The sequence below is a fragment of the Thauera linaloolentis 47Lol = DSM 12138 genome (assembly GCF_000310205.1).
In the GTDB taxonomy this organism is placed as follows: Bacteria; Pseudomonadota; Gammaproteobacteria; order Burkholderiales; family Rhodocyclaceae; genus Thauera; species Thauera linaloolentis.
Genome location: NZ_AMXE01000007.1, coordinates 44,446 through 70,444, shown reverse-complemented (window position 1 = coordinate 70,444; position 25,999 = coordinate 44,446). Strand labels below are relative to the sequence as shown.

19 protein-coding genes and 2 tRNA genes are annotated in these 25,999 nt (G+C 67.0%); 7 read left to right on the top strand and 14 right to left on the bottom strand.

The window, feature by feature from the left end:
* Position 1: 1 nt before the first annotated feature.
* Entirely contained in the window at positions 2-184 is a 183-nt protein-coding gene (locus C666_RS20315; protein ID WP_154666206.1) for a hypothetical protein, read from the top strand.
* Between the two features lie 41 nt (positions 185-225).
* Entirely contained in the window at positions 226-1,365 is a 1,140-nt protein-coding gene (locus C666_RS03870; RefSeq protein ID WP_004334002.1) for a toll/interleukin-1 receptor domain-containing protein, read from the top strand.
* 33 nt (positions 1,366-1,398) lie between these two features.
* Here C666_RS03870 and C666_RS03865 read toward each other — a convergent pair whose 3' ends face one another.
* From C666_RS03865 to C666_RS03840, 6 genes are all read right to left on the bottom strand, one after another.
* On the bottom strand, positions 1,399-3,081 hold the full coding sequence (locus tag C666_RS03865; protein ID WP_004333999.1) for a sigma-54-dependent Fis family transcriptional regulator: 1,683 nt from the start codon (positions 3,079-3,081) through the stop codon (positions 1,399-1,401).
* Positions 3,082-3,277: 196 nt separating this feature from the next.
* Positions 3,278-4,312, bottom strand: a complete 1,035-nt coding sequence (locus tag C666_RS03860; RefSeq protein ID WP_004333996.1) for a universal stress protein — start codon at positions 4,310-4,312, stop codon at positions 3,278-3,280.
* A gap of 17 nt (positions 4,313-4,329) precedes the next feature.
* Positions 4,330-6,729 carry an efflux RND transporter permease subunit gene (locus C666_RS03855; protein ID WP_004333994.1) on the bottom strand — a complete coding sequence of 800 codons (2,400 nt, stop codon included), beginning with the start codon at positions 6,727-6,729 and terminating at the stop codon, positions 4,330-4,332.
* A complete protein-coding gene (locus tag C666_RS03850) occupies positions 6,729-7,742 on the bottom strand; it encodes a WD40/YVTN/BNR-like repeat-containing protein (RefSeq protein WP_245603933.1) in 1,014 nt (337 codons plus the stop codon). Before C666_RS03850 ends, C666_RS03855 begins: the two co-directional genes overlap by 1 nt.
* Positions 7,743-7,992: 250 nt before the next feature.
* Positions 7,993-9,345, bottom strand: coding sequence for a DUF1329 domain-containing protein (locus C666_RS03845; protein WP_004333989.1), 1,353 nt, complete (start codon positions 9,343-9,345; stop codon positions 7,993-7,995).
* A gap of 32 nt (positions 9,346-9,377) precedes the next feature.
* On the bottom strand, positions 9,378-11,066 hold the full coding sequence (locus tag C666_RS03840) for a DUF1302 domain-containing protein (RefSeq protein ID WP_004333986.1): 1,689 nt from the start codon (positions 11,064-11,066) through the stop codon (positions 9,378-9,380).
* A 160-nt stretch (positions 11,067-11,226) separates the two neighbouring features.
* Between C666_RS03840 and C666_RS03835 the strand changes: the two genes are divergently transcribed.
* A complete protein-coding gene (locus C666_RS03835) occupies positions 11,227-12,135 on the top strand; it encodes a LysR family transcriptional regulator (protein ID WP_004333984.1) in 909 nt (302 codons plus the stop codon).
* A 134-nt stretch (positions 12,136-12,269) separates the two neighbouring features.
* Here C666_RS03835 and C666_RS03830 read toward each other — a convergent pair.
* Together C666_RS03830 and C666_RS03825 are read right to left on the bottom strand one after the other, a co-directional pair.
* Positions 12,270-12,344, bottom strand: a tRNA-Val gene (locus C666_RS03830).
* A gap of 52 nt (positions 12,345-12,396) precedes the next feature.
* Positions 12,397-12,471: transfer RNA gene (locus C666_RS03825), tRNA-Val, on the bottom strand.
* Between the two features lie 193 nt (positions 12,472-12,664).
* Between C666_RS03825 and C666_RS20310 the strand changes: the two genes are divergently transcribed.
* Positions 12,665-12,838 carry a hypothetical protein gene (locus C666_RS20310; RefSeq protein ID WP_004333983.1) on the top strand — a complete coding sequence of 58 codons (174 nt, stop codon included), beginning with the start codon at positions 12,665-12,667 and terminating at the stop codon, positions 12,836-12,838.
* A gap of 353 nt (positions 12,839-13,191) precedes the next feature.
* On the opposite strand, the gene C666_RS03820 is transcribed toward C666_RS20310, so the two are convergent.
* From C666_RS03820 to C666_RS03810, 3 genes are all read right to left on the bottom strand, one after another.
* A complete protein-coding gene (locus tag C666_RS03820; RefSeq protein WP_004333981.1) occupies positions 13,192-15,618 on the bottom strand; it encodes a TonB-dependent siderophore receptor in 2,427 nt (808 codons plus the stop codon).
* 131 nt (positions 15,619-15,749) lie between these two features.
* The gene (locus tag C666_RS03815) at positions 15,750-17,162 is read right to left on the bottom strand and encodes a sigma-70 family RNA polymerase sigma factor (RefSeq protein WP_162173256.1); all 1,413 of its coding nucleotides are present in this window, start codon (positions 17,160-17,162) and stop codon (positions 15,750-15,752) included.
* A gap of 89 nt (positions 17,163-17,251) precedes the next feature.
* Positions 17,252-18,040: an N-acetylmuramoyl-L-alanine amidase family protein gene (locus tag C666_RS03810; RefSeq protein ID WP_004333977.1), complete on the bottom strand. Its 789-nt coding sequence runs from the start codon at positions 18,038-18,040 to the stop codon at positions 17,252-17,254.
* A 180-nt stretch (positions 18,041-18,220) separates the two neighbouring features.
* On the opposite strand from C666_RS03810, the gene C666_RS03805 reads away from it, so the two are divergent.
* From C666_RS03805 to C666_RS03795, 3 genes are all read left to right on the top strand, one after another.
* Positions 18,221-18,646 (top strand): c-type cytochrome, encoded by a 426-nt coding sequence (locus C666_RS03805; protein ID WP_004333975.1) that lies wholly within the window; start codon positions 18,221-18,223, stop codon positions 18,644-18,646.
* A gap of 50 nt (positions 18,647-18,696) precedes the next feature.
* Positions 18,697-20,076, top strand: coding sequence for a cbb3-type cytochrome c oxidase subunit I (locus C666_RS03800; RefSeq protein WP_004333973.1), 1,380 nt, complete (start codon positions 18,697-18,699; stop codon positions 20,074-20,076).
* Between the two features lie 185 nt (positions 20,077-20,261).
* A complete protein-coding gene (locus C666_RS03795) occupies positions 20,262-21,311 on the top strand; it encodes an NAD(P)-dependent alcohol dehydrogenase (protein WP_004333971.1) in 1,050 nt (349 codons plus the stop codon).
* Positions 21,312-21,351: 40 nt separating this feature from the next.
* Here C666_RS03795 and C666_RS03790 read toward each other — a convergent pair whose 3' ends face one another.
* The 3 genes from C666_RS03790 to C666_RS03780 form a co-directional block, all read right to left on the bottom strand.
* On the bottom strand, positions 21,352-23,673 hold the full coding sequence (locus C666_RS03790; RefSeq protein ID WP_004333970.1) for a heavy metal translocating P-type ATPase: 2,322 nt from the start codon (positions 23,671-23,673) through the stop codon (positions 21,352-21,354).
* A 162-nt stretch (positions 23,674-23,835) separates the two neighbouring features.
* Entirely contained in the window at positions 23,836-24,210 is a 375-nt protein-coding gene (locus C666_RS03785; RefSeq protein WP_004333968.1) for an ArsR/SmtB family transcription factor, read from the bottom strand.
* A 168-nt stretch (positions 24,211-24,378) separates the two neighbouring features.
* A complete protein-coding gene (locus tag C666_RS03780) occupies positions 24,379-25,998 on the bottom strand; it encodes a PepSY-associated TM helix domain-containing protein (RefSeq protein ID WP_004333966.1) in 1,620 nt (539 codons plus the stop codon).
* Position 25,999 lies beyond the last annotated feature (1 nt).

The window sequence follows — 25,999 nt, the reverse complement described above, 5'->3', positions numbered from 1 at the left end:
CATGATCCTCAAGCTCATGTATTCATTGATATTCTCAAAAAAACAGCGGAACACTCCCGGCGCATGGCGTGACGCTTTGGTCCGCCCGCACCGCCAGCCTGACGAAAACGTCACGGTGCGGCGCAGCAATGCGCTCGGGCCACGGCGGCATTCCGCAGCCGCGCTCGCAGCGGGACGAATCTGATCTAAGCTGAAAACCAGGCCGCGAATCGAGGGAGCACTGCCATGGAACCGGTGGATCTGTTCTACAGCTACGCGCACGAGGACGAGAAGTTGCGAGACGAACTGGACGGCCACCTGGCATTGCTTCGGCGCAAGGGGGTCATCCGTCCATGGCATGACCGTAGCATCGTCCCGGGACAGCAGTGGGACCAGGCGCTCGACGACCGGCTTGCCGCCGCGGACCTGATCCTGCTGCTGGTGAGCATGGACTTCCTGAACTCCGATTACATCTGGGGCAAGGAACTTGCCACCGCGATGGCGCGCGCCGAACGCGGTGACGCCAGCGTGGTGCCGGTATTGCTGCGCGCAGTGGATATCGAAGACGCGCCCTTTGTCCATCTGCAGGGCCTGCCCACCGACCTGCGCCCGGTCACGTCCTGGCCCAACCGCGACGAGGCCTGGACCGACGTCGCCAAAGGCATCAGGCGCACGGTGGAATCCATCAGGCAGCGCGCGGCCAGCGCACCGCCTCCGCCACCTGCCGCGCCGCCGGTGCAAGGTCCGGGCGACACGGCAACAGCCACGGCACCCGACCAGTCCATCGAGTTCGCCGCCGAACCGGGCATCGAGCCATTCGAGCCCGTCCGCAAGCTGGCAGACACCAGGCTCGAAGCGCACACCGACGCCCTCGTCCGGCGCATGATCGGCGGCTTCGCCAACGAGCTGTCGGTGGCGGCACGCATGCGCGGCATGGGCGCTGTCGACAGTGCCGAAGCCGAGGATGCAGCCCTGGCGCTGATCGACATGCCCGAACAGAAGCGGGTGCTGTGGGTGGACGACAAGCCCGAACGCAACCGCCACGAAATCGCCGCACTGGCGAAACTGCAGATCGAAGTCGTCGCCGCGCGCAGTACCGAGGAGGCGCTCGCACGCCTGGATGACGACCAGGAAGGCTTCGACCTGGTGCTGTCGGACTGGAGCCGCCCGGAAGCTCTGGACGGCATGCCAAGCGCGGGATTGAAGCTACTGCGGGCGCTGGCCTTGCGTCCGCGCCGGCCGCCGGTGATCTTCTACCACGGCGAGTTCAACGACACGCGACGTGCAGCGCGGCGCGAGATGCTGCTGCACGCGGGGGCCTTCGGCGAAGCGGTCGGCCCCGGCGAATTGCTCGCCCTGGTCAGCGCCGCCCTGCAATCCGCCTGACGACACCCGACTCGACGACAGGGCCGGCCAGCTTCAGTCCGCACCGCCCTCCCCGGCCTGCTTCAAGCGGTAGGCAAGCTGCCGCCGGGTGATGCCCAGCAGGCGCGCGGCATGGGTGAGATTGCCCTGCGAGCGCTGCACGGCCAGGTTCAGCAGCCGCGTCTCGTGCGCATCGAGGTCGAAGCCGTCTTCGTCCAGCAGCGTTTCGCACAGGCGGTCGCGGGCGGCATCGACCGCGCGGCAGACGCCGCCTTCGTGGTCGACCGCCGCAGCGGCGCCGACGGCCGGCGCCCCGCCCGCGAACAGATGGTCCACTTCGATCCGTCCTCCAGCCGGCGCCAGCAGCACGCCGCGTTCGACGAGGTTTTCCAGCTCGCGGATGTTCCCCGGCCATTGGTAGCTCATCAAGGCCTGCATCGCGCGGTCGGTGAGGCCTTCGAGCGTCTTGTTGTATTGCGGGGCGAACTTGTCGAGCATCGCCGCGACCAGCAGCGGGATATCCGGCTTGCGCTCGCGCAGGGGCGGAATGGTCACCGGATAGGTGGCGAGGCGGTAGTACAGGTCGGAACGGAAGCGCCCTTGCGCGATCGCCTGCTGGAGATTGACGTTGGTGGCGGCGACGACGCGGACATTGACCTTGCGCGTCTTCTCGTCTCCCAGGCGTTCGACCTCGCCCATCTGCAGGACGCGCAGCAGCTTCACCTGCGCGGCCAGCGACAGCTCACCCAGTTCGTCGAGGAACAGGGTGCCGCCGTCGGCACGCTCGAAGCGGCCCGCGCGGGACTGCTGGGCGCCGGTGTATGCGCCTTTCTGGACGCCGAACAGCTCGGCCTCGATCAGGTCGTTCGGAATGGCGGCGCAGTTCACCGCGACGAAAGGCTGTTCGCGGCGGTCGCTGTTCTCGTGCAGCCAGCGCGCGAAGACTTCCTTGCCGACGCCCGTCTCGCCCAGCAGCAGCACGCTGATCGGGCTGTTGGCCGCCTTGCTGAGCAAGTCGAAGGCGGCACGGAAGCCCGGCGAACGGCCGACCAGATGCCCGAGTTCCTTGCGCTCCCGCAGCTGGCCGCGCAGCTCGACCAGCTCAGCCTCCATCTCCTGCAGTTTCCAGTCGAGGTTCTCGGGCTTGAAATGCGCCAGGTAGGGATCGTCGCCCCAGGCTTCGGCCGGCTTGCCGACGATGACGCACTTGCCGTCGCCCTTGCACAGGCAATGCGTCTCGCGGAACACGATCAGGCGCTTGAAGAAACCCGTGACGTAGCCGGAAGCGTAGCCCACCAGGGTCCAGCACGCGGCCTCGTGCCCGCTGCCGAACTGCTGCAGGTGGGATTCCGCCTCCCACGAATTGTCCCATTCGACTTCGCCGAAGAAGCTGCCCACCTCCCAGTCGATGTCGGCCCGCGTGATCGTCGCCCTGACCAGGCCCTCGAAGGCATGCAGCTCGGGGCCGATGCGGAAGACGTCGTAGTTGTCGCCGCTGCCGTACAGCGTCGAGGCGAGGTCGGCGTCCTGCTGGCCGGAGACGAAGCCCATGCGCAGCAGCAGGCCCTGCGCCCGCCGCGTGCCGAGGGAATCGAACAACTCCTTGCGCAGCGCCCCCATCGCCCGCGCGTGCAGGAGCAGCATCCGGTTCTCGTCGAGCCAGATCTGCCCCTGGTCGATGTTGAACCGCAGTCTCGAACGCAGGTTGAACTGCTCGATGAGTCGTTGCTCTGCCATGTCCTCGCTCCGCATCCGGCTCTGAGACGCGCCTCGCCGCCCGCGTGGCGGGCGCGCGGCGCTGGCCGGTCTGTTCCAAGTGGCCTCGGCCGGCCACACGAGGCGCCACGTTACGCGACTGGCGCACCGATGTGTAGAGGCCGGCAAGGCGCGGGCCGGCCCGGATCGGCCCGCCTCCCCACCGCCCTATCCGATGTCAATACGCGGGACGTCCGGCGCGCAGGTTCATCAGGCGCGAGAACAGGCGCCGGAAGGCTTCGTCCTGCGCGCCCGCCTTGCCGAGCTCGGCGTTCTCGCGGAAGGCCCGGGCGATCTCGGCCCAGTCCTCGTCCCGCAGGTGGCGGGCGGCGAGCGGCAGCAGCAGCTTTTCCTCGGTGTTCAGGTGGCGCCACTGCCCTGCGACGAAATCGTCGATGTCGTCGCCCAGGCGGGTGCGCGCCTCGGCATCGCCGCCAGCCTCGCGCAGGCGGGCCACCGCCTGTTCGAGCGCGGCCAGGCGACGGCCGCCCTCCGCGTGCTCGCGCTCGAGATCGGCGATCAGCGGCCCGGCCTCGGTGCTGCGCTGCCCCAGCCTGGCGAACAGGTGCTGTTCTTCCTTGGGGTGGTGCAGCCGTTCGGGAAAGGCGCGCAGGTAGTGGAGCAGCGCTCCGGTCAGCTCGTGGTCGGTCTCGGCGCCGGCACGCAGGCGCGCCGCCTGTTCCCGCAGCCCGGCACAGATCGCGGCGATGGCGCGGTGCTCGTCCTTGATGATGTCGACCGCCGCCGCGGCCGGCGTGCCGCGCACGTTGGCCTCGACCGTCGCCACCAGCACCGGCAGCGTGGCATGAGCCAGCACCTTCTGCGTCTGCGAGCCGATGATCATCGCGCGCACGCCGCGCCGGCCATGCGAGGCCATGTAGATCAGGTCGCAGCCGCGCTCGGCCGCCACGTCCAGGATCAGCTCGTAGGGCCGCGCGCCGGTGCGCGCCACGCCGTCGCAGTCGACCCCGGCGGCGCCGGCTGCGGCGACGGCCTTGGCCAGGATCGCGTTGGCCTCGCCCATGGCCAGTTCGGCGAAGGCCTGCGGCGACAAGGTCCGCGCCAGCGCGCCCTCGCCGCTCGCGCCGTAGTCCTCGCGCATGGTGAAGAAGGTGATCTTCGCCCCCAGCGCCGCGGCGAAGGCGACGGCCTGGGTGACGAGGCCCGTGCCCAGTTCGGAGCCGTCGAGCGGCACCAGCAGATGTCGATACATGTCCCGTCTCCTTCGGATCAGACCGCGATCGCTTGCTTCGGCCGCAGCAGGAAGTGCCCCAGCGCCGGCAGCAGGATCAGCGCCCCCAGCATGTTCCAGACGAACATGAAGGCCAGCAGGATGCCCATGTCGGCCTGGAACTTGATCGGCGACCAGGCCCAGGTCGCCACGGCGAGGCCGAGCGTGATGCCGGTCAGCACGACGACCTTGCCGGTGAAGATCAGCGCGCGGTAATAGGCCTCGGACAGGCTCATGCCTTCCTTCAGCCTGGCCAGCGTCACCGTCATCACGTACAGCGCGTAGTCGACGCCGATGCCGACGCCGAGGGCGATCACCGGCAGCGTCGCCACCTTGACGCCTATGTTGAGCCACACCATCAGCGCCTCGCACAGCACCGAGGTGATCATCAGCGGCACCACCGCGCACACCACGGCCCGCCACGAGCGGAAGGTGATGAAGGCCAGCACGATCACCGCCGCATAGACCAGGAACAGCATCTGCACGTTGGCTTTGCGCACGACGATGTTGGTCGCCGCCTCGATGCCCGCGTTGCCGGCCGCGTTCAGGAAGCGCAGCTCGTCCGTGCCGTGGCGCGCGGCGAAGCCCTCGACCACGTCCACCACGCTGGCCAGGGTGTCGGCCTTGTGGTCCTTCAGGTAGGCATAGACCGTCAGCAGGTCGCAGTTCTGGTTGAACATCTCGCGCGGTGCGCGCGTGATGATGGCGTTGAGCATGTCCTGCGAACGCGGAATCTCGAACCACTTCAGGCTGCCCTCGTTCATGCCGGCGTTGGCGACCTTGGCCAGGCCGGCGAGCGAGCTGGTGGCTTCCACGCCGGGCAACTGCTGCAGCTCGCGCTCCAGCGCATCGACCGCCATCAGCGTGCCGTACTGGCCGCAGGCGTACTGCGGGGTCCTCACCATGACGATGTATACGTCGCTGCTCGCAGCGTAGTTCGCGGTCATGAAGGCGTTGTCGCGGTTGTAGCGCGACTCCGGGCGCAGTTCGGGGGCGCCGGGGTCGGTGTCGCCGATCTTGAGCTGGAAGCTGACCGCCAGGCCGAACGCGCCCATCGCCAGGCCGTAGGCCACGGCGATGGTGGCCCACTTGCGCCGGGTGAACAGGTCGAGGAAGGCCCAGAACGGATGCTTGCCGTGGCCGCCGTCGCCGGCTTCCGTCAGTTCGGCCGCCAGGCTGCGCTGGGCGGCGACCGGGCTGACGCCGGTGTAGGACAGCAGGATCGGCAGCAGCACGAGGTTGGTGAAGATCAGCACCGCGACGCCGATGCTGGCGGTGACCGCCAGGTCCTGGATGACCTGGATGTCGATCACCATCAGCACCGCGAACCCCACCGCGTCGGCCAGCAAGGCGGTGAGCCCGGCCAGGAACAGGCGGCGGAAGGTGTAGCGCGCCGCCACCAGGCGGTGGGTGCCGCGGCCGATGTCCTGCATGATGCCGTTCATCTTCTGCGCGCCGTGGCTCATGCCGATGGCGAACACCAGGAAAGGCACCAGCACCGAATAGGGGTCCAGCTCGTAGCCCAGCGTCGGCAGCAGGCCCAGCAGCCACACCACCGCGACCACCGAACACGCCACCACCAGCAACGTGCTGCGCAGGCAGCGGGTGTACCAGTAGAGCACGACGGTGCAGATGACGATCGCCCCGGCGAAGAACAGCATCACCTGGCGCAGGCCGTCGATCAGGTCGCCGACGACCTTGGCGAAGCCGGTGACGTGGATCTTCACCGTGTCCGACTCGTACTTGCCGCGCAACTGCTCGATGCGCTGTGACAGCGCGTGGTAGTCGATGCGCTCGCCGGTGTCGGCGACGACATCCTGCAGCGGCACGAGAATGATGCTCGAACGATAGTTGGCGGCGACGAGCTGGCCGATCTCGCCGGAGCGCTCGACGTTGATGCGGACCTGCTCCAGGCTTTCCGGCGAGCCGTCGTAGTCGTCCGGGATGACCGGGCCGCCATCCAGGCCGTCCTCCGTGACCCCCGTCCAGCGTACCGCCGGCGCCCACAGCGACTTCATGTAGGGGCGGTCCACCCCCGGCATCAGGAACAGCTCGTCGTTGAGCTTGCGCACCGTGTCGAGATAGGCCGCGCTGAAGATGTCGCCTCCGGTGGTCTCGACCGCGATCCTCAGGCTGTTGCCCATGCCGGCGAGCTGGCTGCGGTTTTCCAGGAAGTTGACGATGTAGGGATGGCCCGTCGGAATCATCTTCTCGAACGCCGCGTTGAGCCGCAGGCCGAACGCCTGCCAGGCCAGCACCACGGTCACCAGCAGGCAGACGGCGACGACGGCCAGGCGGTTGTTGAAGAGCAGGCGCTCGGGCAGCGAGCCCGAACGCGAATCGAATTCCGCGATGTCCGCGATCACGGCCTCGGCCGGAAGGGAATGTGCGACAGCCATTATCTCGATTCCGCAACAAGTTGAGCCGGCTCGACGCGGGTCAGCCCGCGCGCGCCGGACAGCACGAGCGCCCCGTCGCCGCCCTGGGCGAGGCCGGTGAGGCCGGTCGGGAAACTGCCCGCCACGGGCGTGAAGCTGCGTGCGCCATCGACGCTGCGCAGCAGGCGCCCGCTTTCGTCGGCGAGCACGATGGAACGGTCCGCCAGCACGCTGCCGCTGGTCAGCGTCACCGCCTGCCCGAGCGCGATCTGCCGCCAGCTGGCGCCGCCGTCCGCGCTGCGCCAGACGTTGCCGCGCAGGCCGTAGGCCAGCAACGTGTCGCGATCGAGCGCCAGCGCGCCGAACCAGGTTCCCGGGTAGGGGGTTTCGATCGCGCTGAAGTGCTGCCCGCCATCGAGCGACCTGAACAGCGCCCCCTGCTCGCCCGCGATCAGCACGTCGGCGCCGCTGGCGCGGACCGTGTACAGGTGCTTGCCGCGCGGGTTGGGGATGCGTCCCATCAAGGCATGCCAGTTGCGCCCGCCATCGTCGGTCGCCAGCGCGAGTCCGTACGCGCCGACGGCGAAGCCGCGCTGCCCGTCCAGGAAGTGGACGCCGAGAAAAGGCTTGTCCGGCCCCTCTTCGACGAGGCGCTGGGCGTCGCGCAGCGCGCGGGCGGCCGCGTCGTCCCCGGCCTGCGCGCGGGCCTGCGCGTCCTCGAAGACGATGCGCGCGGCTTGGCGGCCGTCCAGCCGAAGCTGCCAGGTCTCGCCCCCGTCAGTGGTCTGCAGCACCACGCCGCCATGGCCGACGGCCCAGCCGTCGGTGGAGGTGACGAAGTGGACGTCGGTGAGCGCGACGCTGACCGGCACCGCCCCGGCCTGGCGCCAGGTGCGCCCGGCATCGTCCGACAGCAGCACGAGGCCACGCACGCCGACACCGACGAAGCGGCTGCCCGCCGTCGCCACGTTCAACTGCGGCGACTGCTGGGCGCGGACGTCGGCGCTGGCCGGCGCCTCGAGAAGGTCGGGCACGGCCTGCGTTTGCGTGGCCAGGACCGTTGCCGCAGCCAGGACGGCAGGTAGAACGACGGCCGCGCGCGCAATGCCGCGCCGGCCTGGAAGCCTGATGGACATGATTCGGAACCCGTGTCCTCGCCGCGCCCCGGTCCGCGGGTGGCGGACGGCGGCGGCGAGCAATCTGAGAAACTGGAGAAGCCGGCGCCTCGCCGGCCGGCCCTGCGCGCATTCCGCGGCAGCGGCCGGCGAGCGCGCGCCGTGCAGGTCAGCGTGCGGCGTCGGCAGCCACCGCGTCGCCGGTGAAGTAGGTCTCCGGCTTGCGCTCGACGACCTTGAAATCCTCGTCATTGAGCGCCTGGATGACGCTCATCGTGCCCGCCTGCAGGTTGAAGACGGTGGCGGTCTTCATCAGCGTGGCCGGGATCTTCGGCACGACGAAAGGCGTGACCTGGGTCGTGCGCCACAGCTTGCCTTCGGCGTCGTAGCCGTCGATCAGCGCGATCAGCCAGGTGTCTTCGTCGAGGTAGTAGCGGCGCTTGGGCACCGCGTGGCGCTTGCCGGCGGCGACGTTCGCCTCCACCACCCACACGCGATGGCGCTCCCAGCGTACCTGGTCGGGGTTCAGATGGTGCTTGGACAGCGCCTCTTCCAGCCTGGCGCCGACCAGCCCGTTGTTGTTGTACGGGATCAGCATCTCCTGCTTGCCCACCAGCTTCCACTCGAAGCGGTCGAGCTGGCCGAAGAAGCCCTGCACCTCGTCGAAGTAGTTCGCCCCGGAAGCGACGAAATCGGGCGTGTCGTAGGACACCGTCGGCGCCCGACGCACGCGGCGCTGGCCGACGAGGTACTGCCAGGCCTGGCGCGCGTTCTTCTGGTCGATGCCGTCGCGGATCACCAGCGACTCGCCCGCCTTGAACGGCGGCTCCAGGGTGTTGAAGCGGAACATCGCGTACTCGCCGGACCATTTCTCGATGGTCGCGTCCTCGTAGTACGGCGGGTACTGGAAGGCGATCTCGTTGCGCGTGGCGAGGGTGTGCGAGCCGTCGGCATTGCCGACGATGTTCTTGAAGCGGTATTCGATCGACGGCGCCTCGACGCGCAGCAGGAAGTTCCACATCACTTCGACGCCTTCCTTCGGGATCGGGAAGGGAATGCCGCCGATGCAGCCTTCAAGCGAGTAGCCGCCATCCCTGGTGCTGCAGCGCGTCGCGTTCAGCGCAGTGTTGTCATAGACGCGCTGCGGCGCCGCCGCTGTGCGGTGGGTGGGGTAGACGTCCAGCCGGAAGCTGTCGGGGTACTTCTGCAGCAGCGCCTTCGTCCCTTCCGACAGCAGGGCGTCGTACTGCCCCATGTTCTGGGCCGTGACCTGGTGCAGAGACTTCTCGCCGGAGAAGATCTCGCCCGGAATGTCGCCCACCTTGCGGCCTTGCAGCGGCTTGGTGATGCCGCCGTCCCAGGCCGGGATGCTGCCGTCGGCGTTGCCCGCCTTTTCGGCGCCCAGCGGGGTCAGCGCGCTCTTCAGCCTGGCGGCCTCGTCGGCCGTGACCGCCGCACCGGCGGCCTGCGCCATCAGCGTGGCGGCGATCGCGGCCAGCGGCAGAATCTTGTGCTTCATCATTGTCGTCTCCTGAAATTGTCGTGTCCGGGGGATCAGAACGTGCGCTGGATCGACAGCGAGACGAAATCCCGGTCGCGGTGGAAGTTGTCGTACGAAAGCTCGGGCACCGCGGTGTCGTAGCGGATCACGGAGCCGCCCGAACCGAAGTAGCGCGTGTAGTTCAGGCCCGCCTGCCAGGTCCGCTGGTAGTCGGCCTTGACGCCGATGCTGACGTTGCCGCCGCCTTCGGACGGGAACAGCACGCCATTCACCGAGGAGCGGCCGCTGAGGCCGTAGCTGAGGCCGATCGGCACCTGCAGGTCGAGCCCGGGCGCCACCTGGAAATACTCGGGCGTGAACACGAACTGGATCGCGCTCGCGCTGCGCGTGGCGAGGCGGTCAAGCTGGTGCGCGTTGTCGGTGACCTTCAGCCGCCGGTTGTAGGCGAACTCGCCGACGAAGGTCGCGCCGTCCCACAGCGCGCTGCCGCCCAGCACGCTGATGGCCGACAGGTTGAGGTGCATCGTCCGGCCCTTGGGGAAGGCCGCGTCGTCGCCGCCATCGGCGGTGGTGTCGCCCGGCAGGACCATGGTGATGCCGCTGCCCACCAGGGGCATGTTGTCGCGGAAGGACAATTCGCCGGCGACGTTGGTCTCGCCCACCAGGGTACTGAAGCTGGCACCCACGGTGCGGATGTCTTCCGCATAGACCATGACGTAGTCGCCGATGCTGCCGGGCTGGACGTTGACGCCCGGCCGCACGTAGAACTGCGGCATCTTGTCGTGGAACTGGGCGGCATAGAGACCATACTCGGAATCCCCGGCCTTGAAGCGGATCTGCACCCCACCCTGGCCGGAGTCCTTCGCCTCGATGTCCTTGCCCCGGAACACCTCCTGCCCCGGCCCGAGGATGAGGCGCTCGCCGCCGGCATCGACGAAGTCGGCGAAGCTGAAATAGCTGCCCGCCGCCGGCAGGCGCGACTTGCGCCACTCGGCCTGGTAATAGGCGCCGAGCGTCACGTCGGGATTGATCTGCAGCGTCACCGACACCTGCCCGACCGGACGCGCGACCTCCTTGAACTGCGAGTTGGGCACCGACAGCGCGCGCGCCAGGTCGAGCGGCGTCTGCGCCCCCGCAATGCCGTTCGAGCCGAAGAACAGGCTCTCGCCGTAAAGCTGGGTGAAGCGCCCCGCCTTGAGGTTGAGGTTCATGCCAGCCGGCTCGAAGCTGCCATAGACGAAGGCATCCAGGAACTCCGCCTTGCGCCCGTGCAGCTTCTTGGTCGCGCGGGTGAATTCGTTGTAGCGCGCCGAGCGCTGGTTCAGCAGCGCGCCGCCGAGGGCGCCCGGATTGTCGTTCGACTCGTTGTAGACCTGGTCGTACCAGGCCGCCCCGCTGATGCGGAAGCCGTACTTGCGCATGTAGCGGAAATCGAGCTCGGACAGCAGGTCGAGCCGGTTCGAGACCAGCCCCCGGCCGAAATTCTGGTCACCATCATTGGTGTTCGCCTGCGGCCCGATGGAGTCGTCCGCCACGCCGCGATCGATGCCGCTCACGCGCCAGCTCGCGCTGTACTTGACGGTGTTGTCCCAGCTCATCCTGATGTCCGGATTGCCGGTATCGATCTGAAACGCGAGCGCGGCGCCGGAGGCCGCAAGCCCCGCGAACGCGCCGGCAACGGCACGACAGACGGATCTGATGCGAAAACGGCTGCGGCCGTGCGGGAGTGCCCTCTTGTCCATGCCTTCCTCCTCCTATCGTTATCTGGATCCCGGATCCGTATCCGACCTACCGGGATGGCACGAACCTTATAGAGCAGGCGAAATGCCGTCCAATACCGATTTATGGACTCATTAATACCTTTAAAGTATGATCATCCCGGATCGATACCGGAGAAAGCGCATGGACCTGCGCCACCTGAGATATTTCATCGCCGTCGCCGAGGAACAGAACATCGGCCGCGCCGCCACCCGGCTCCACATCTCGCAACCGCCGCTCACCCGGCAGATCCAGCAGCTCGAAGAAGAACTGGGCGTCCGCCTGCTGAACCGCACGCCGCGCGGCGTCGAGCTGACCCAGGCCGGAGCGCTCTTCCTCGACGAAGCGCGCAACATCCGCGCCGTCGTCGAGCAGGCCACCGAGCGCACCCAGCGCGCGGGGCAAGGCAAGCTCGGGCGGCTGGACGTCGGTATCTTCGGCACTGCGATCCTCGACGCGATCCCCAAGCTGCTGCTGGCCTTCCGCCGCTCCTACCCGGAGGTGAAGATCGTCCTCCACACCATGAACAAGGGCGAACAGATCGAGGCTTTGCGCCAGCGCCGCATCACGGTCGGCTTCAACCGCATGCTCGCGCCGCTGCCCGACATCACCACCCGGCTGGTGGCCAACGAAAGGCTGCTGCTGGCGATGAGCCACACCAGCCCGCTGGCCGCGCAAGAATCGGTGGCCTTCGCGGCACTGCGCGATCACCCGCTCGTGCTCTTCCCCACCGGCGCGCGCCCGAACTTCATCGACAAGGTGATGACGCTGTGCCACGAAGCGGGCTTCGAGCCCATCGTCTCGCAGGAAGTGAGCGACGCCATCACCGGCGTGGCACTGGCGGCCGGCGGCTTCGGCGTCTGCCTGGTACCGGAATCGACCACCTCGCTGGCCCTGCCCGGCGTGATCTACAAGCCCCTCACCGGCCTGCCCCACCATGCCCAGGTCGATCTGAGCTGCATCTACCGCAGCGACGACCAGTCGCCGATCCTCGAAGCCTTCCTCGGCACCATCGACGAAGTGCGCGCGGACGCCGGCAGCGCGCCGGCGTGACCGGCGGTCTTTCGGCCCGCCCGGCGGCGGGCCTAACGCATGGGCGCGCTCGCCGCGCCATCACAGACGATGCGGTACCGGAGAACCTCAAAACGGAAAAGCCCCAGCGGGATACCCTGCTGGGGCTTGGATTCTGGTGGGCGGTACTGGGATCGAACCAGTGACCCCTGCCGTGTGAAGGCAGTGCTCTACCGCTGAGCTAACCGCCCGATGCGGCGAAAACTCGCTTGATCGGTCTTGCGGAAGGTGGCAACGCGTGCCTGGTGGGCGGTACTGGGATCGAACCAGTGACCCCTGCCGTGTGAAGGCAGTGCTCTACCGCTGAGCTAACCGCCCTTCCGCAAAGAGGGCGCATTGTAGAAGCGGCACCCTGCCTCGTCAACCGGACTGTAGGTCGCCGAACTTTGGGCGACCGCAGGAAGCCCATGACCGGGCCCGGGCGCTCGCGCCGGGTACCGGTATTTGCGTGCATCATTCCCAATGGCATAACCATCCGCTCTAATGACATCGCCGTCATGCGCCCATCCCCATGTCCACCGTCCCCTCCGCCACGCCCTACGACGGCCTGTACAAGCAGCTCTTCTCCCACCCGCCGATGGTCGAGGCGCTGCTGCGCGGCTTCGTCCATGAAAACTGGGTGGCGCGGGTCGATACTGGAAGGCTGGATCGACGCGGTGCTGACGGCGGAGACTGGAAGGGGTGATCGGGAACTGACGGCTGCGCAACGGAAGACAACAAACCGTCGGGTCTGTATCGTGACGCCCGGCGGTTCCCGCTGCACATGTCGTTCGAGACGGCAAGAACGGCACGTTTCTTACGATCTATTGCTCTTCAGACAATGACCTCCAGAAGAATGGCGCAGCGTCCCCCTACCGGCTGCCAGCCCAATCCTCACCACGCTGTTCTTGCCACCCTCGCGCCAGCTGGGCTGGCCTTCTCCGTGCTCACGGCCAGGCTGTTGGGCACAGCCTTGCAGGGGAATGCTGCAAGGCAGCACGAATAGCCAGAAAGCAAGATGGATGAAAAGCGGCACCCGCGCCGCATTGGACTTGAAGCTCAGAACTTGTGCTTCAGGGAAAGCATGAAGTTCCGCGGGGGGCCGTACACGCCGATATCGGCAAGCGCCGTATAGTATTTCTTGTCAAAGACGTTATTGAGATTGGCAGTGATCTCCGTCGAACCGGACAGCTCGTAGCGCACCATCAAATTTGCCAGAACGTAGCTTTTCTGATCGTCCCATCCATTGTCCTTGGCGCCTTCCCAACCATACCTGCTTTGCCAGATGGCACCGCCGCCGAGGGTCCAGCGATTGAGCTCACCCGGCAGACGGTAGGTCGTGAAGGCTTTTACCGTATGGCGCGGAATGCGTTCCATCACACGCTTGCCTTCCTTGTCCTCGCTCACGCTGTAGGCGTAACCGGCGGAGACGTTCCAGCCATCGGCCAATTCGCCGCTCAGTTCCACTTCCGCGCCTTGGGTATTGATGCCTTCCAGCAACTTGTAAGCATTGATCGTGGCATCGAATTCCGCCACCTTCTCCTGTTCCACCTTGAACAAGGCCAAGTTGGCGTTCAGCTTCTGATCGAAGAAACCGGCCTTGACGCCGACTTCATACGCAGAGCCTTCTTCCGGGTCCAGCGGTTTTCTATTGATATCGACTACCGATGCACTCTGTGGTTGGAATATCTGTGTGTAGCTGCCGTAAAGTGTCCAGGTATCGTTCAGGTCATAGGTAACACCGGCATAGGGCACCACGACACCCGTCTCTTTTTTGACGGTTTTGCTCCTGGCGCCCGACAAGGGAATCGTTTCGCTCACGTCTTCCCAGTCCATCACCCTGGCGCCGACGATCAGATTGGCCTGGTCGGTCAAGTTGAAACGCGACGAGAAGTAGGCGGTATATTCCGTTGTCTTTCCCCTGCCATCGCTAACCTTGGTGAATTCCGGATAGTTGGCCTGGCTTCCATCCCACTCCCATATGGGGCTGTTGATCGTCCCGTCGTAACTGCTGTTCCAGGGCCAGAGCCACCCCCCGTAACCACCATAGTTGTCGCTGCGATTTTTTCGCTGAGAAAGAGAGAGCCCGGCAACGAATTCATGGCTGCGGCCAAACAGGGAAAAATCACCACTCAGAGATGCATCGACGTCGTATTGCCGACCATCGCCGTACCAGCGTGCCGGGGCCATGGTCTGCCCCAGCCCGGTTGCACGATCGACACTCCCGGTGCGCCAGTATGAAATTTCATCATGGCGGTCCTTCAGATAATTGAATTCGAGATTGGCTTTCCAGCCATTGGAAAAGCTGTGGCGAAGGGAGGCAAATGCATACGACTCCTCGATGTCGGAGTAAGACCAGTCTGGCGCATTGTTATAGGAACGTGGCAAGCCAATCTTGCTGCCATCGCTGTAGTACAGGGTGACACCTGACCTCAAGGGAGAATCATTGTCGTTTTTCTGATGGCTGAATCCCAGAGTCAGCAACGTATCATTGCTCAGGTCTATCTCGGTGATGCCATAAATCAGGCTGCGCTGGGTTTCATAACGATCCAACCAGCTTTTCTGATCCTTGTAATCGACCACCAGGCGGCCTCGAACATGACCGCTATCGGTCAGTGGGCCAGCCATATCCAGGCCCACGCCATGGCGATCCCAACTGCCCGCCTCCAGGCTGAGGCTGGTCTGTGCCTCACGGGTCGGCCGCTTGCGAACCATGTTGACGGATGCGCCGGGGTAACCCATGCCACTGGTCAGGCCGGTGGCACCGCGCAGTATCTCGACACGGTCAAATGCGGCCGTATTCATTTGCGTGCTTCTCGTCGATCCTGAGCGGGACACACCATCAACGAGGTAATTGGAAATGGAAAATCCTCGGGAATAGGGCTGGTCCAGGTCGGCCCCGACACTTTGCCGGAAAGTCGAAACACCAACGGTTGCCTCCAGCACATCGACTATTTTTTCCAGCCGCTGATCATCCAGCCGCTGGCGCGTGACGACACTGACGGACTGCGGCGTTTCCTTCGGCGTCAGCGCCAGCCTGGTCGCCGCGCGACTGGGGCCTTTCTGGGTGTAGCTGCCGGTGCCCTCGGTGGTGCCGCTGTAGCCGGTACCCGCGGTGACCGTGACGGGCGCCAGCTGCACATCCCGGCCTCTCGGCGCCGGCTGGATCACCAGCGTCTCCCCTCGCCGCACGGCCTGCAGGCCAGTGCCGGCGAGAAGGCGGTCGAGGGCCTGCGCGGTGGTGTATTGGCCGTTGAGCGCCGGCACGTTGCGGCCGGCGGCGAGCGCGGGGTCCAGTGCCAGTTGCAGGCCACTCTGGCGGGCAACGCTGGCAAGTGCGCCTTCCAGCGATTGTGCCGGCAGGTCGAGATTCAGGTTTTGCGCGTGGGCGGCCTGGGCGCCGGCCAGCACGGCGCCGGCGATCAGCCGGGCGAGCGTGCGGCGGGTGAGGAAGGACCGGGGCTCCCGGCATTTGTGCGGCTTCATGGGCAAGACTCCGATCGGTAGTGGTTGGGCTTACCTTCCACAAGTCGGATTTGCGCGCGGATTCCAGCACGAATTTTTGGATCGCCGGCATGCCTTGATGACAAAAGACGGAATCCGCCGGGGGCGGCACCTCACCCCAAGGGCCGCGCCGGTATCGTGCGGGCGTCGATGGCGAAGCCGGTGGCGGTTTCCCGCAGTTCGACCGGCAAGGCGGTGGGCAGCGCGCGCAGCCAGTCCTCGACGCGGTCGAGGCGGACGTCACCGCTGACCGGCAGCGCGGCCACGGCCTCATCCACCTGCACGGCACGGCCGTGGTAGCGTGCCAGCCTGTGCACGGCGTCCTTCAGCGGCACGCGGCTGAAGCCGATGCGGCCATCCCGCCACGGGGCGACTTGTTCCGCCGCGCCGGCCTGCGCGGGGGCGGCCTGCCAGGGCTGGCCGGGGACGATGCGCAGGCGCTGCGCCGCGCCCAGCACCACTTCCTGCTGGCTGCCCAGCCAGGCGCGCCAGCCGCGCGGCGCCACGGCAACGCGGCCGGAATCGACGTGCACCTCGATCCAGCCGTTCTCCTGCGCCGTACGCTCGCTTTCCACGGCGAAACGGGTGCCGAGCACGGTGACGCGCACGTCGGCCAGGTCGACCACGAAGGGCCGCTCCGGCGCGTGGGCGACGTCGAACCAGACGCTGCCGTGCAGCAGGCGCACATGGCGGCGGCCGGCGTCGAAGACGATTTCGGCGGCGCTGCCGGCGTCGAGGACGATCTGCGAGCCGTCCGGCAGGCCATGCGGCTGCGCCCAGCGCTGCGGGTTGCGCCATGCCTGCCGCCATTCCACGCGGCTTTCGCGCTGTGACTGCCAGGCCGCGCCACCGGCCCCGACGCCCAGCACCAGCATGCCAAGCAGGGCTTGCAGGCTGCGCCGCTTGCGCCCGCGTTCGGCCGGGCCGCCGGGCGCATCGCCGCGCCAGTGCCCGAGGGCGCGGTGCATGCGGTCGGTTGCGCGGATGACTTCGCGCTCGATGGTGCTGCGGGTGACGCCGTAGCGCGCGGCCAGTTCGTCGTGGCCGATGCCTTCGATGCGATGCAGCAGGAATACCTCCCGCGTGCGCTGCGGCAGCGCCTGCAGCGTACGCGCGACTTCCTGCAGGGCTTCGCGGTGCAGGTGCCGGTCGAGGACGTCGGCGCAGGCGAGGGTTTCGGGCTCGGGCAGGTCGTCGCCGTCCTGCGCCACGAACACCTGCCGCTTCTGCCGATGCTCGCGCAGGTGGTCGACGATCATGTTGCGGGCAATGGCGAAGAGGTAGGCGCGGGGGTTGGCGGGGCGCGCCTGGCCGCTGCCGGCCATGCTCAGGCGCACGCCGAGTTCCTGCACCAGTTCGCGCGCATCGTCGCTGTTGCCGAGGCGGCGCATCATGTAGCCGAGCAAGGCGCCGTACTGGCACTGGAAGGCCGCCAGCAGATCGCCCCGGGGGTCGTCGCCTGCCATGCCGGACGCGCGCCCGTCCTTGCTGAAGGCTGTCGGGGTGGCGCTAAGGCGTGCGGGCATGTCCATGGCGGCGAACGGGGCAGAAAATCGGCCGCCAATGTTACTCGACAACGCTACTGAGATGCATTCACATCCGTAGCTGGCACGGCTCACTCGCTGCTGGGCAGGACCGGCGGGCCATCCGCCGTGGGCTCGTCGTCGGCGGGCTGGCCGTTGAGCAGGCAGGCGGCCACGGCGGTGGCGATGCCGTCGGCCATGCGGGCGATGCGCGCGGGGTCGCGCAGCAGCCCTTCCTCATCCCGGTTCTTGATGACGCCGGCCTCGAACAGCAGCGCCGGCATGTGCGCATGGCGCAGCACGGCCAGGCCGTCGTAGTAGTGCACCGCATGCGCAGGGTCGGCGTAGGCGCGGCGGCGGCCGTTCTTGTGCGTGGGCTCGAAGCCCATGCGCTGCAGCCGCGCGCCGATGATCCTGGCGCACAGGATGCTGCGCGCGGTGTCGGGGTTGTCGCGCGACACGAACAGCGAATGCCCGGCGAAATCGTCGTTGTAGTCCAGCGCCTGCCCTTGCCACTGCCATGGCCGCAGTTCGAAGGCGTTGACCGAATCGTGATGGATGGAGAGCAGCAGGCGCGCGCCTTTGGCCGCCTGCGGCCTGGCCTTCAGGCTGGGGATGAGGCCGTCCTCGTTGATCAGGCGTGCCGAAAAGCCGCGCACCCGCAGGGCGGCGGTCACTTCGCGCCCCAGGTCGAGGTTGAATTCGAATTCGCTGCGCCCGCGCGCGCTCGTCGCCCCCGGCGCCGCCAGCGTATGGCCGATGTCCACCGCGATCTCGCCATGCAAGGCGGCGCCCGCCATTGCCGGGACAACCGCTAGTGCTGCCGCCAGCACGGCCACGCAGCCGCCGTGCATGGCCGGTTCTGCCGCCGTCATGATCATTTCCGCTCTCCAAGCCTGCCGCTACGGGGCCTTTCGGCGCCCTGCCAATCTTGATTCAAATCATGGAGGGGGGGCATGCACCTCCCTACCATTCGCTCACCGTCGGCCCTGCCGTGGAATGTAGTACCCCTGACCACAGACACCAATCCTGAAAACGAGACCAATGATGAGGAGTGCGCGATGAGCGGCATTTTCACCAAATCAATGGCGCGGAACATTTTCTACGGGGGAACGGTTTTCTTCTTCCTCCTGTTCCTGGCGCTGACCTTCGATACCGAACGCGAACTGCCATCGCGAGACAATTCGGCCAACATCACGCCCCAGGTCGCCGCCGGCAAGCACATCTGGGAAACACGCAACTGTATCGGCTGCCACTCCCTTCTGGGTGAGGGCGCCTACTTCGCCCCGGAACTCGGCAACGTCTACGTTCGCCGCGGCCCGGATTTCATCAAGGCGTGGATGATGAGCCAGCCCACGGGTGCTCCCGGACGTCGCCAGATGCCGAACTTCCATCTGACCGATTCGGAGCTCGACGAACTCGTCGCCTTCCTGAAGTACACCTCCGAGATCAACACGGCCAACTGGCCGCCGAACATCGAAGGCTGAGGCAGCGCAACCGCTGAGGCAAACCCGGAGAACCGACAAGGGGATCATCCATGCAATACAAATCACAAGCGGTCGCCATGCCCTACTTCATCGCGGCGATCGGTCTGTTCGTGGGGCAAATCATTTTCGGCCTGATCATGGGCATGCAGTACGTCGTCGGCGATTTCCTGTTCCCGGAAATCCCGTTCAACGTGGCCCGCATGGTCCATACCAACCTGCTCATCGTGTGGCTGCTGTTCGGCTTCATGGGGGCGGCGTACTACATGATTCCGGAAGAGTCGGAAACCGAACTGTTCAGCCCGAAGCTGGCGCTGATCATGTTCTGGATCTTCCTCGTCGCCGGCGCCGCCACGATTCTCGGCTACCTGCTGGTGCCCTACGCCACGCTGGCCGAGATGACGGGCAACGACCTTCTCGCCACCATGGGGCGTGAGTTCCTCGAGCAGCCGCTGCCAACCAAGGTCGGCATCGTCATCGTCGCACTCGCCTTCCTGTTCAACATCACCATGACCTCGCTCAAGGGCCGCAAGACCGCGATCAGCATGGTGCTGCTGCTCGGTCTGTGGGGTCTGGCGATCTTCTTCCTGTTCTCCTTCTACAATCCGGTGAACCTCGTCCGCGACAAGTTCTACTGGTGGTGGGTGGTCCACCTCTGGGTGGAAGGCGTGTGGGAGCTGATCCTCGGCGCGCTGCTGGCCTTCGTGCTGATCAAGGTGACGGGTGTCGACCGCGAAGTCATCGAGAAGTGGCTGTACGTGATCATCACGCTGGCCCTGGTCACCGGCATCATCGGTACCGGCCACCACTACTACTGGATCGGTGCGCCGGAATACTGGCAGTGGTGGGGTTCGATCTTCTCCGCGCTGGAACCGCTGCCCTTCTTCGCCATGACCGTGTTCGCCTTCAACATGGTGAACCGCCGCCGCCGCGAGCATCCGAACAAGGCTGCCGTGCTGTGGGCCCTGGGCACCGGCGTGATGGCCTTCCTCGGCGCCGGCGTGTGGGGCTTCCTGCACACCCTGGCCCCGGTGAATTACTACACGCACGGTTCGCAGATCACCGCCGCGCACGGCCACATGGCCTTCTATGGTGCCTACGTGATGGTGGTGCTGACGATCATCAGCTACGCGATGCCGATCCTGCGCGGCCGCGCCGCCAACTCGAACAAGGCGCAAGTGCTGGAGATGTGGAGCTTCTGGCTGATGACGATCGCGATGGTCTTCATCACCCTGTTCCTCACCGCCGCCGGCATCCTGCAAGTGTGGCTGCAGCGCGTGTCCGATGCGCCGATGTCCTTCATGGCAACCCAGGATCAGATCTCCCTGTTCTTCTGGATGCGTGAATGGGCTGGGGTGATGTTCTTCATCGGCCTGCTGGTGTATCTGGTCAGTTTCTTCGTCAAGGGTGAAACCCAGCCGACAAAGGCATGACGACAACCGGTGTCTCTCCGCAGTAACTCCTGGGCGACCAGGGGAAGGGGTTGGGGCGGCTTAGGCCGCCCCTTTTTTTTCTCGTCGCTGATCGCGCCGCCGGAGAAAGCGCGCCACGGCTTTTGCCTGCGGCGCCACTCCCTGTACGATCCCTTCCTCACGAGCCCTTCCACCGGAGACCGGACATGCAGACTTACGGCTATGCCGCCTACAGCAACGATTCGCCCCTGGCGCCCTTCAAGTTCGAGCGCCGCGCGCTGCGGCCGAACGACGTGGCGATGGAGATCCTCTACTGTGGCGTGTGCCACTCGGACCTGCACACCGCCCGCAACGACTGGGGCTGGAGCCATTACCCGATCGTGCCGGGACACGAGATCGTCGGCCGCGTGACCGGGGTCGGCGCCGGTGTTACCCGGCACAGGGTCGGCGACCACGTCGCGGTCGGCTGCATCGTCGATAGCTGCATGGAATGCGACCAGTGCGAACGGGGCGAGGAACAGCTCTGCCGCAACGGCTGCACCGGCACCTATGCCGGGCGCGACCGCATCACCCAGGCGCCGACCCAGGGCGGCTATTCCAAGCATCTGGTGGTGCGCGAGGAATTCTGCCTGCGCGTGCCCGACGGCCTGGACCTGGCCAAGGCCGCGCCGCTGCTGTGCGCGGGCATCACCACCTGGTCGCCGCTGCGCACCTGGAAGGTCGGCCCCGGCAGCCGGGTGGCGGTGATCGGCCTGGGCGGGCTGGGCCACATGGCGGTCAAGCTGGCGGTCGGGCTGGGTGCCGACGTCACGGTGCTGAGCCGCAGCAAGGACAAGGAAGCCGACGCGCTGGCGCTGGGCGCGCACCGCCTGCTGGTGTCCGCCGACGCCGAGGCGATGCGCCAGGCGGCCAGCGGCTTCGACCTGATCATCGACACGGTGCCGGTCAAGCACAGCCTAAAGCCCTATCTGCCGCTGCTGGACGTGGATGCCACGCTGGTGCTGGTGGGCCAGATCGGCCCGCTGGACGAACTGAGCACGGTGCCGCTGCTGTTCGGCCGCCGCCGCATCGCCGGCTCGCCCATCGGCGGCATCCGCGAGACGCAGGAACTGCTCGACTTCTGCGCGCAGAAGAACATCCTGCCCGACTGCGAGATGATCCGCATGGACCAGATCAACGCGGCTTTCGAGCGCATGGAGAAAGCCGACGTACGCTACCGCTTCGTGATCGACATGGCCACGCTGTCCGCCGCCTGAAGCCTCGGCCCGCCCCGCGCGCTGCGCACGGGGCGGAAATTCAGCCCCGCCCGAAGCGCAGCAGGCGCAGCGCGTTGAGCGTGACCAGCGCCGTCGCGCCGGTATCGGCCAGCACCGCCACCCACAGGCCGGTCACGCCCAGCACGCTCGTCACCAGGAACACGCCCTTGAGGCCGAGCGCGAACACGACGTTCTGGTGGATGTTGGCCATCGTCGCGCGCGACAGGGCGACGAGGTGGGCGAGATCGGTGACACGGCTCTTCAGCAGCGCGGCATCGGCGGTTTCGATGGCGACGTCGGTGCCGCCGCCCATGGCGATGCCGACGTCCGCCACCGCCAGCGCCGGCGCATCGTTGATGCCGTCGCCGACCATTGCCACGCTGGCCCCACGCTTCATGTCGCCGATCAGGCGCAGCTTGTCCTGCGGCAGCAGTTCGGCCTCCCACGCCATGCCCAGGTCGCCCGCAATGGCCTGAGCGGTGCGGCGGTTGTCGCCGGTCAGCATGACCGGACGAATCCCCATCGCCTTGAGGCGGGCGATGCCTTCGCGCGCATCCTGCCGCAGTTCGTCGCGCAGGGCGACCAGGCCCAGCACGCTGCGCGCTTCTTCATCGAGCAGCACCGACACGGTCTTGCCTTCGTTCTGCAGTTCCTCGATGCGTGCCCGCTGCTCCGGCGCCAGCCCCGCGGCCTGCTCGGCATACACGGGCGAGCCCACCGCCAGGCGGCGGCCGCCCACGCTTGCGTGCACCGCCCTGCCCGCGCTCGCCGAGGCCTCCGCCGCCGCCGGAATGGCCAGCCCGGCGCTTTCGGCCCGGCGGACGATGGCCTTGCCCAATGGATGGCTGGAGCCGGATTCGACGCCCGCGGCCAGGGCGAGCACGCCGTTGCCGTCTTCACCGGCAAAAGCGGCGACGTCGGTGACGCGCAGCCTGCCCTCGGTCAGCGTACCGGTCTTGTCGAAGGCGATCGTGCCGACGCGGCCGATGGTTTCCAAGGCATGGCCGCCCTTGACCAGCAACCCGCGCCGCGTGCCCGCGGCCAGGCCCGAGGCGATGGCGGCGGGGGTCGACAGCACCAGCGCGCAGGGGCAGGCGATCAGCAACAGCGCCAGGCCGCGATAGAGCCAGGTGCTCCAGTCGCCCCCCAGCGCCAGCGGCGGAACGAGCACCACCAGGGCCGCGATCGCCATCACCGCCGGCGTGTAGTAGCGGCTGAAGCGCTCGATGAAGCGCGCGGTGGGCGACTTGGCCGCCTGGGCCTGCTCGACCAGCTTGATGATGCGCGAGAGGGTGTTGTCGGCAGCGGCTTTCTCCACACGGATCCGGAGCGCGCCTTCGACATTGATCGTCCCCGCAAACACGCTGTCCCCGGTGGCCTTCGGCCTGGGGACGGACTCTCCGGTCACCGGCGACTCGTCCAGGCTGGAGACGCCCTCGACGATCGCCGCGTCGGCCGGCACGCGGTCGCCGGGACGGACCAGCACCTGGTCACCGACGCGCAGCGACGCGGCGGGCACCTCGCGCTGCCCGCCCTGCGGGTCCAGCAGGACGGCCGTCTTCGGCACCAGCGAGGCCAATGCCTTGATGCCGGCGCGCGCGCGGCCCGCAGCCACGTTCTCCAGCAGTTCCCCGATCGAGAACAGCAATACGACCGCAGCGGCTTCCTCGGCCTCGCCGATGGCCAGGGCGCCGAGGGCGGCGACGGACATCAGGGTTTCGATCGAGAACGGCGAGCCCGCCCGCGCCAGCGCGAAAGCCTTGCGCACGAACGGGAAGACGCCGAGCAGCACGGCGGCGGCGAACACCCATTGGCCGAACTGAGGCAGGAAATGCGCGATCGCATAGGCCGCGCCCATCAGCACGCCCAGGCCGACGACCACCCTGCCCTTCTTCGTCCGCCACCAGGACGGATCATCCGCGGCAGCGGGGGCCGCACTTGCCTCGGACGCCTGGTGCTGGAGGGCGGACACGCCGAAACCCAGCCCGCCGATGACTTTCTCGATGTCGCCGACGGCGGTGGCCGAATCCGGCGCCAGGGCCAGTTCGAGCGTTTCCGCGGCGAAGTTGAGCCGGATGCACGAAACCCCCGGCATGCGCGCCAGCGCGGTTTCGATCTTGCTCACGCAACTCGCGCAATCCATGCCCTCGACCCGCATGGCGACATTGGGCGGGCTTTCGCGGACGGCCGCGGTTGCCACCTCGCCCGCCGCGTGGCCATGCCGGACGGCGGCATCGTCCGCGCCCTGGCGGGCCGTGCAATGGCAATGATCTGTGCAGCCGCCCTGCTCCTGCCCCCCATCGTGCTGGAGGTGAGCGTGACCGTCGTGCGCCGCAACCCGCCCATCGATGTTCGAAGACATGCCGATCTCCTTGCCTGCCGATGCGGGAGGCGCGGAGTCGCGCCCCTTTCCCGCGGCATCATGTGCACCAATACTAGCACACATGAACAATTGTTCATGTATTTAAAAAAGACAGCCCCGTCCTGCCGCGGCGCCCGAACCGCACACCGGGCCGGAGCGCATTCAGTCGTCGGTATGCTCTTCGGCGATGTGGCTGGCCATGTCCTGCAGCACCTGGCTGACATGCTGGTCCGCGACTTCGTAGAAGATGTGCTTGGCGCGGCGAATGCCCTTGACCAGCCGCGCGCCGCGCAGCAGCCGCAGGTGGTGGCTGACCAGCGACTGCGAAAGGTCGAGGCTGTCGGCGATCTCGCCCACGGAGGTGGAGCCTTCCATGCAGCACAGCATGATTCTGAGGCGCGACGGATCGCCCAGCAGGCGGAAAGTTTCCGCCAGGATGGTGATGTCGTTCTGCGACAGCGCGGACAAGGCGAAGGCTTCGCCTTCCGCTGGCGCAGGCGGCAATTCGCTGCCGCCACGCGGTATGTATGAAGTCATGGCACGAAGATGGCTGTTCCCGGGACTGGCACGCCCGGCCCCGAATGGGCACGGGCAGCGGCATCGGCTTGCCGTGCCCGAAGCCGGCTTCAGAGCCCGGTAGCCGAGGATTACAACGCAGAACCCGGACCACGTCCAGCCCGCCGCGCATCCCGGCCCGGCCTGCGCTCAGGTCACCGCGCGGGCATCGGCGCCCTCGGCGGCGGGGTCAGCCGAGCCGCCCGCTGTGGACCAGACGCTGTCGGTATGGCCGTCGGCCATCCGTTTGCGCGTGTAGCGCGCCAGCATCAGGAAAACGGGCACGGCCGCCAGCGCAACGGCATCCACGGCAAAACCGGCGCCGGGATGATTCCAGGTGCCGCCGATGCCCCAGACGCCCGCCAGACTGCCAAGCGGCACCAGCAGGCTCGCCAGCGCCGCCAGCCGCAGCAGTTCGTCGGCGCCGCGCGCCGCGCCCCTGGCAAAGGCCCACGCCACCGCCGCGGCGAAGAACGCGTAGTAGAGGCCCTGATGCCACAGGGCGACGTCGTCGACACGCCCCGGCAGCCATTTGGTCGCCGCCAGCGTCGCCGAAATGCCGATCACGCAACCGAGGGACACGCCGACCGTGAGGCAGCCCAGCACCTGGGCCGAGCGCTTTTGCGCCGGCACGAGGCCGTCGCGCTGCTTCCTGCGGCGCGACTCGATCCACAGCAGGTTTCCGGTGTAGAACAGCAGCGCGCCGGCCAGCCCCATCACCAGATACAGCCAGCGCATCGCGTTGCCGCCGTAGCTGCCGAAATGCAGCATGAAGAAGGCATTCACGGCGGCATCCCATGATTCCATGCGCCCGGGCAGATCGTGCGGGTCGACTTCGCCGGTATAAGGATTCAGGTGCGTGCTCGCCTGGGTTCGCCCACGGGTACCGTGGCGAACGTCCAGGCCGGTGACGCTCGCCTCCAGTTGCCCCTGATCTTCACGGAAAATGAAACTGTACACCTCGAAGCCCGGCAGTTGCGCCTCGACGCTGCGCAGCAGTGCGTCCGCCGGCAGCGGGTATTCGTCGGGACCGGGCAATGGCGCAGGCTCGTGCTGCCCCCAGGGCAGGCCATGGGGATACACCACTTTTTCCTGGACCGCATAGAAAGGCGTATGGAAGGCGAACACCACGCTGGTCAGGGCCATGACGAGGTGAAAGGGCAGGCTCACGATGCCCAGCGCATTGTGCACATCCATCCACATGCGCTTGATGTTCTTGCCGATGCGCAGGGCGAGGAAATCCTTGACCAGCGTCGGCAGCACGATGATGAGCCCGGAAACCAGCGCCACGGCGTACATCAGCGCCACCGCGCCCATGATCTGGCGCGCCACGGCGTCGGGGAAAGGCAGGCCGACCAGCTGGTGGAGCGTGTCCACCAGTTGCGCAACCGGCGCCTTGGCCAGCTTTTCGACCTGCAGGCTGCCATCGGCGGCGAAGCTCGCGCCGTATTCGGTGAATTCGCGCCGCGTCTTTCCGGGTTCGCGCCAGATCACCCGCGCAGGCGCTTCGGCGCTCGGCCGAACGACGACGAGGTAGTGCTTCGCGGCTTGCGGATGGCTGGCGAAAACGGCCTGCAGCAGCGCTTCCGTGCGCTCGATCGGCGGCGGCGGAGCCAGCGCCGACGGCGGCGTGGCCCAGCGTTCGAGCGGCTTCTCGAACATGGTGATGGCGCCCGCGTAGAAGGCGATGAAGAGCATCAGCCCGCTGATGATGCCGACCCAGATGTGTACATCCTTGTACACCTTGATGATGTCGTTACGGATCTTCATT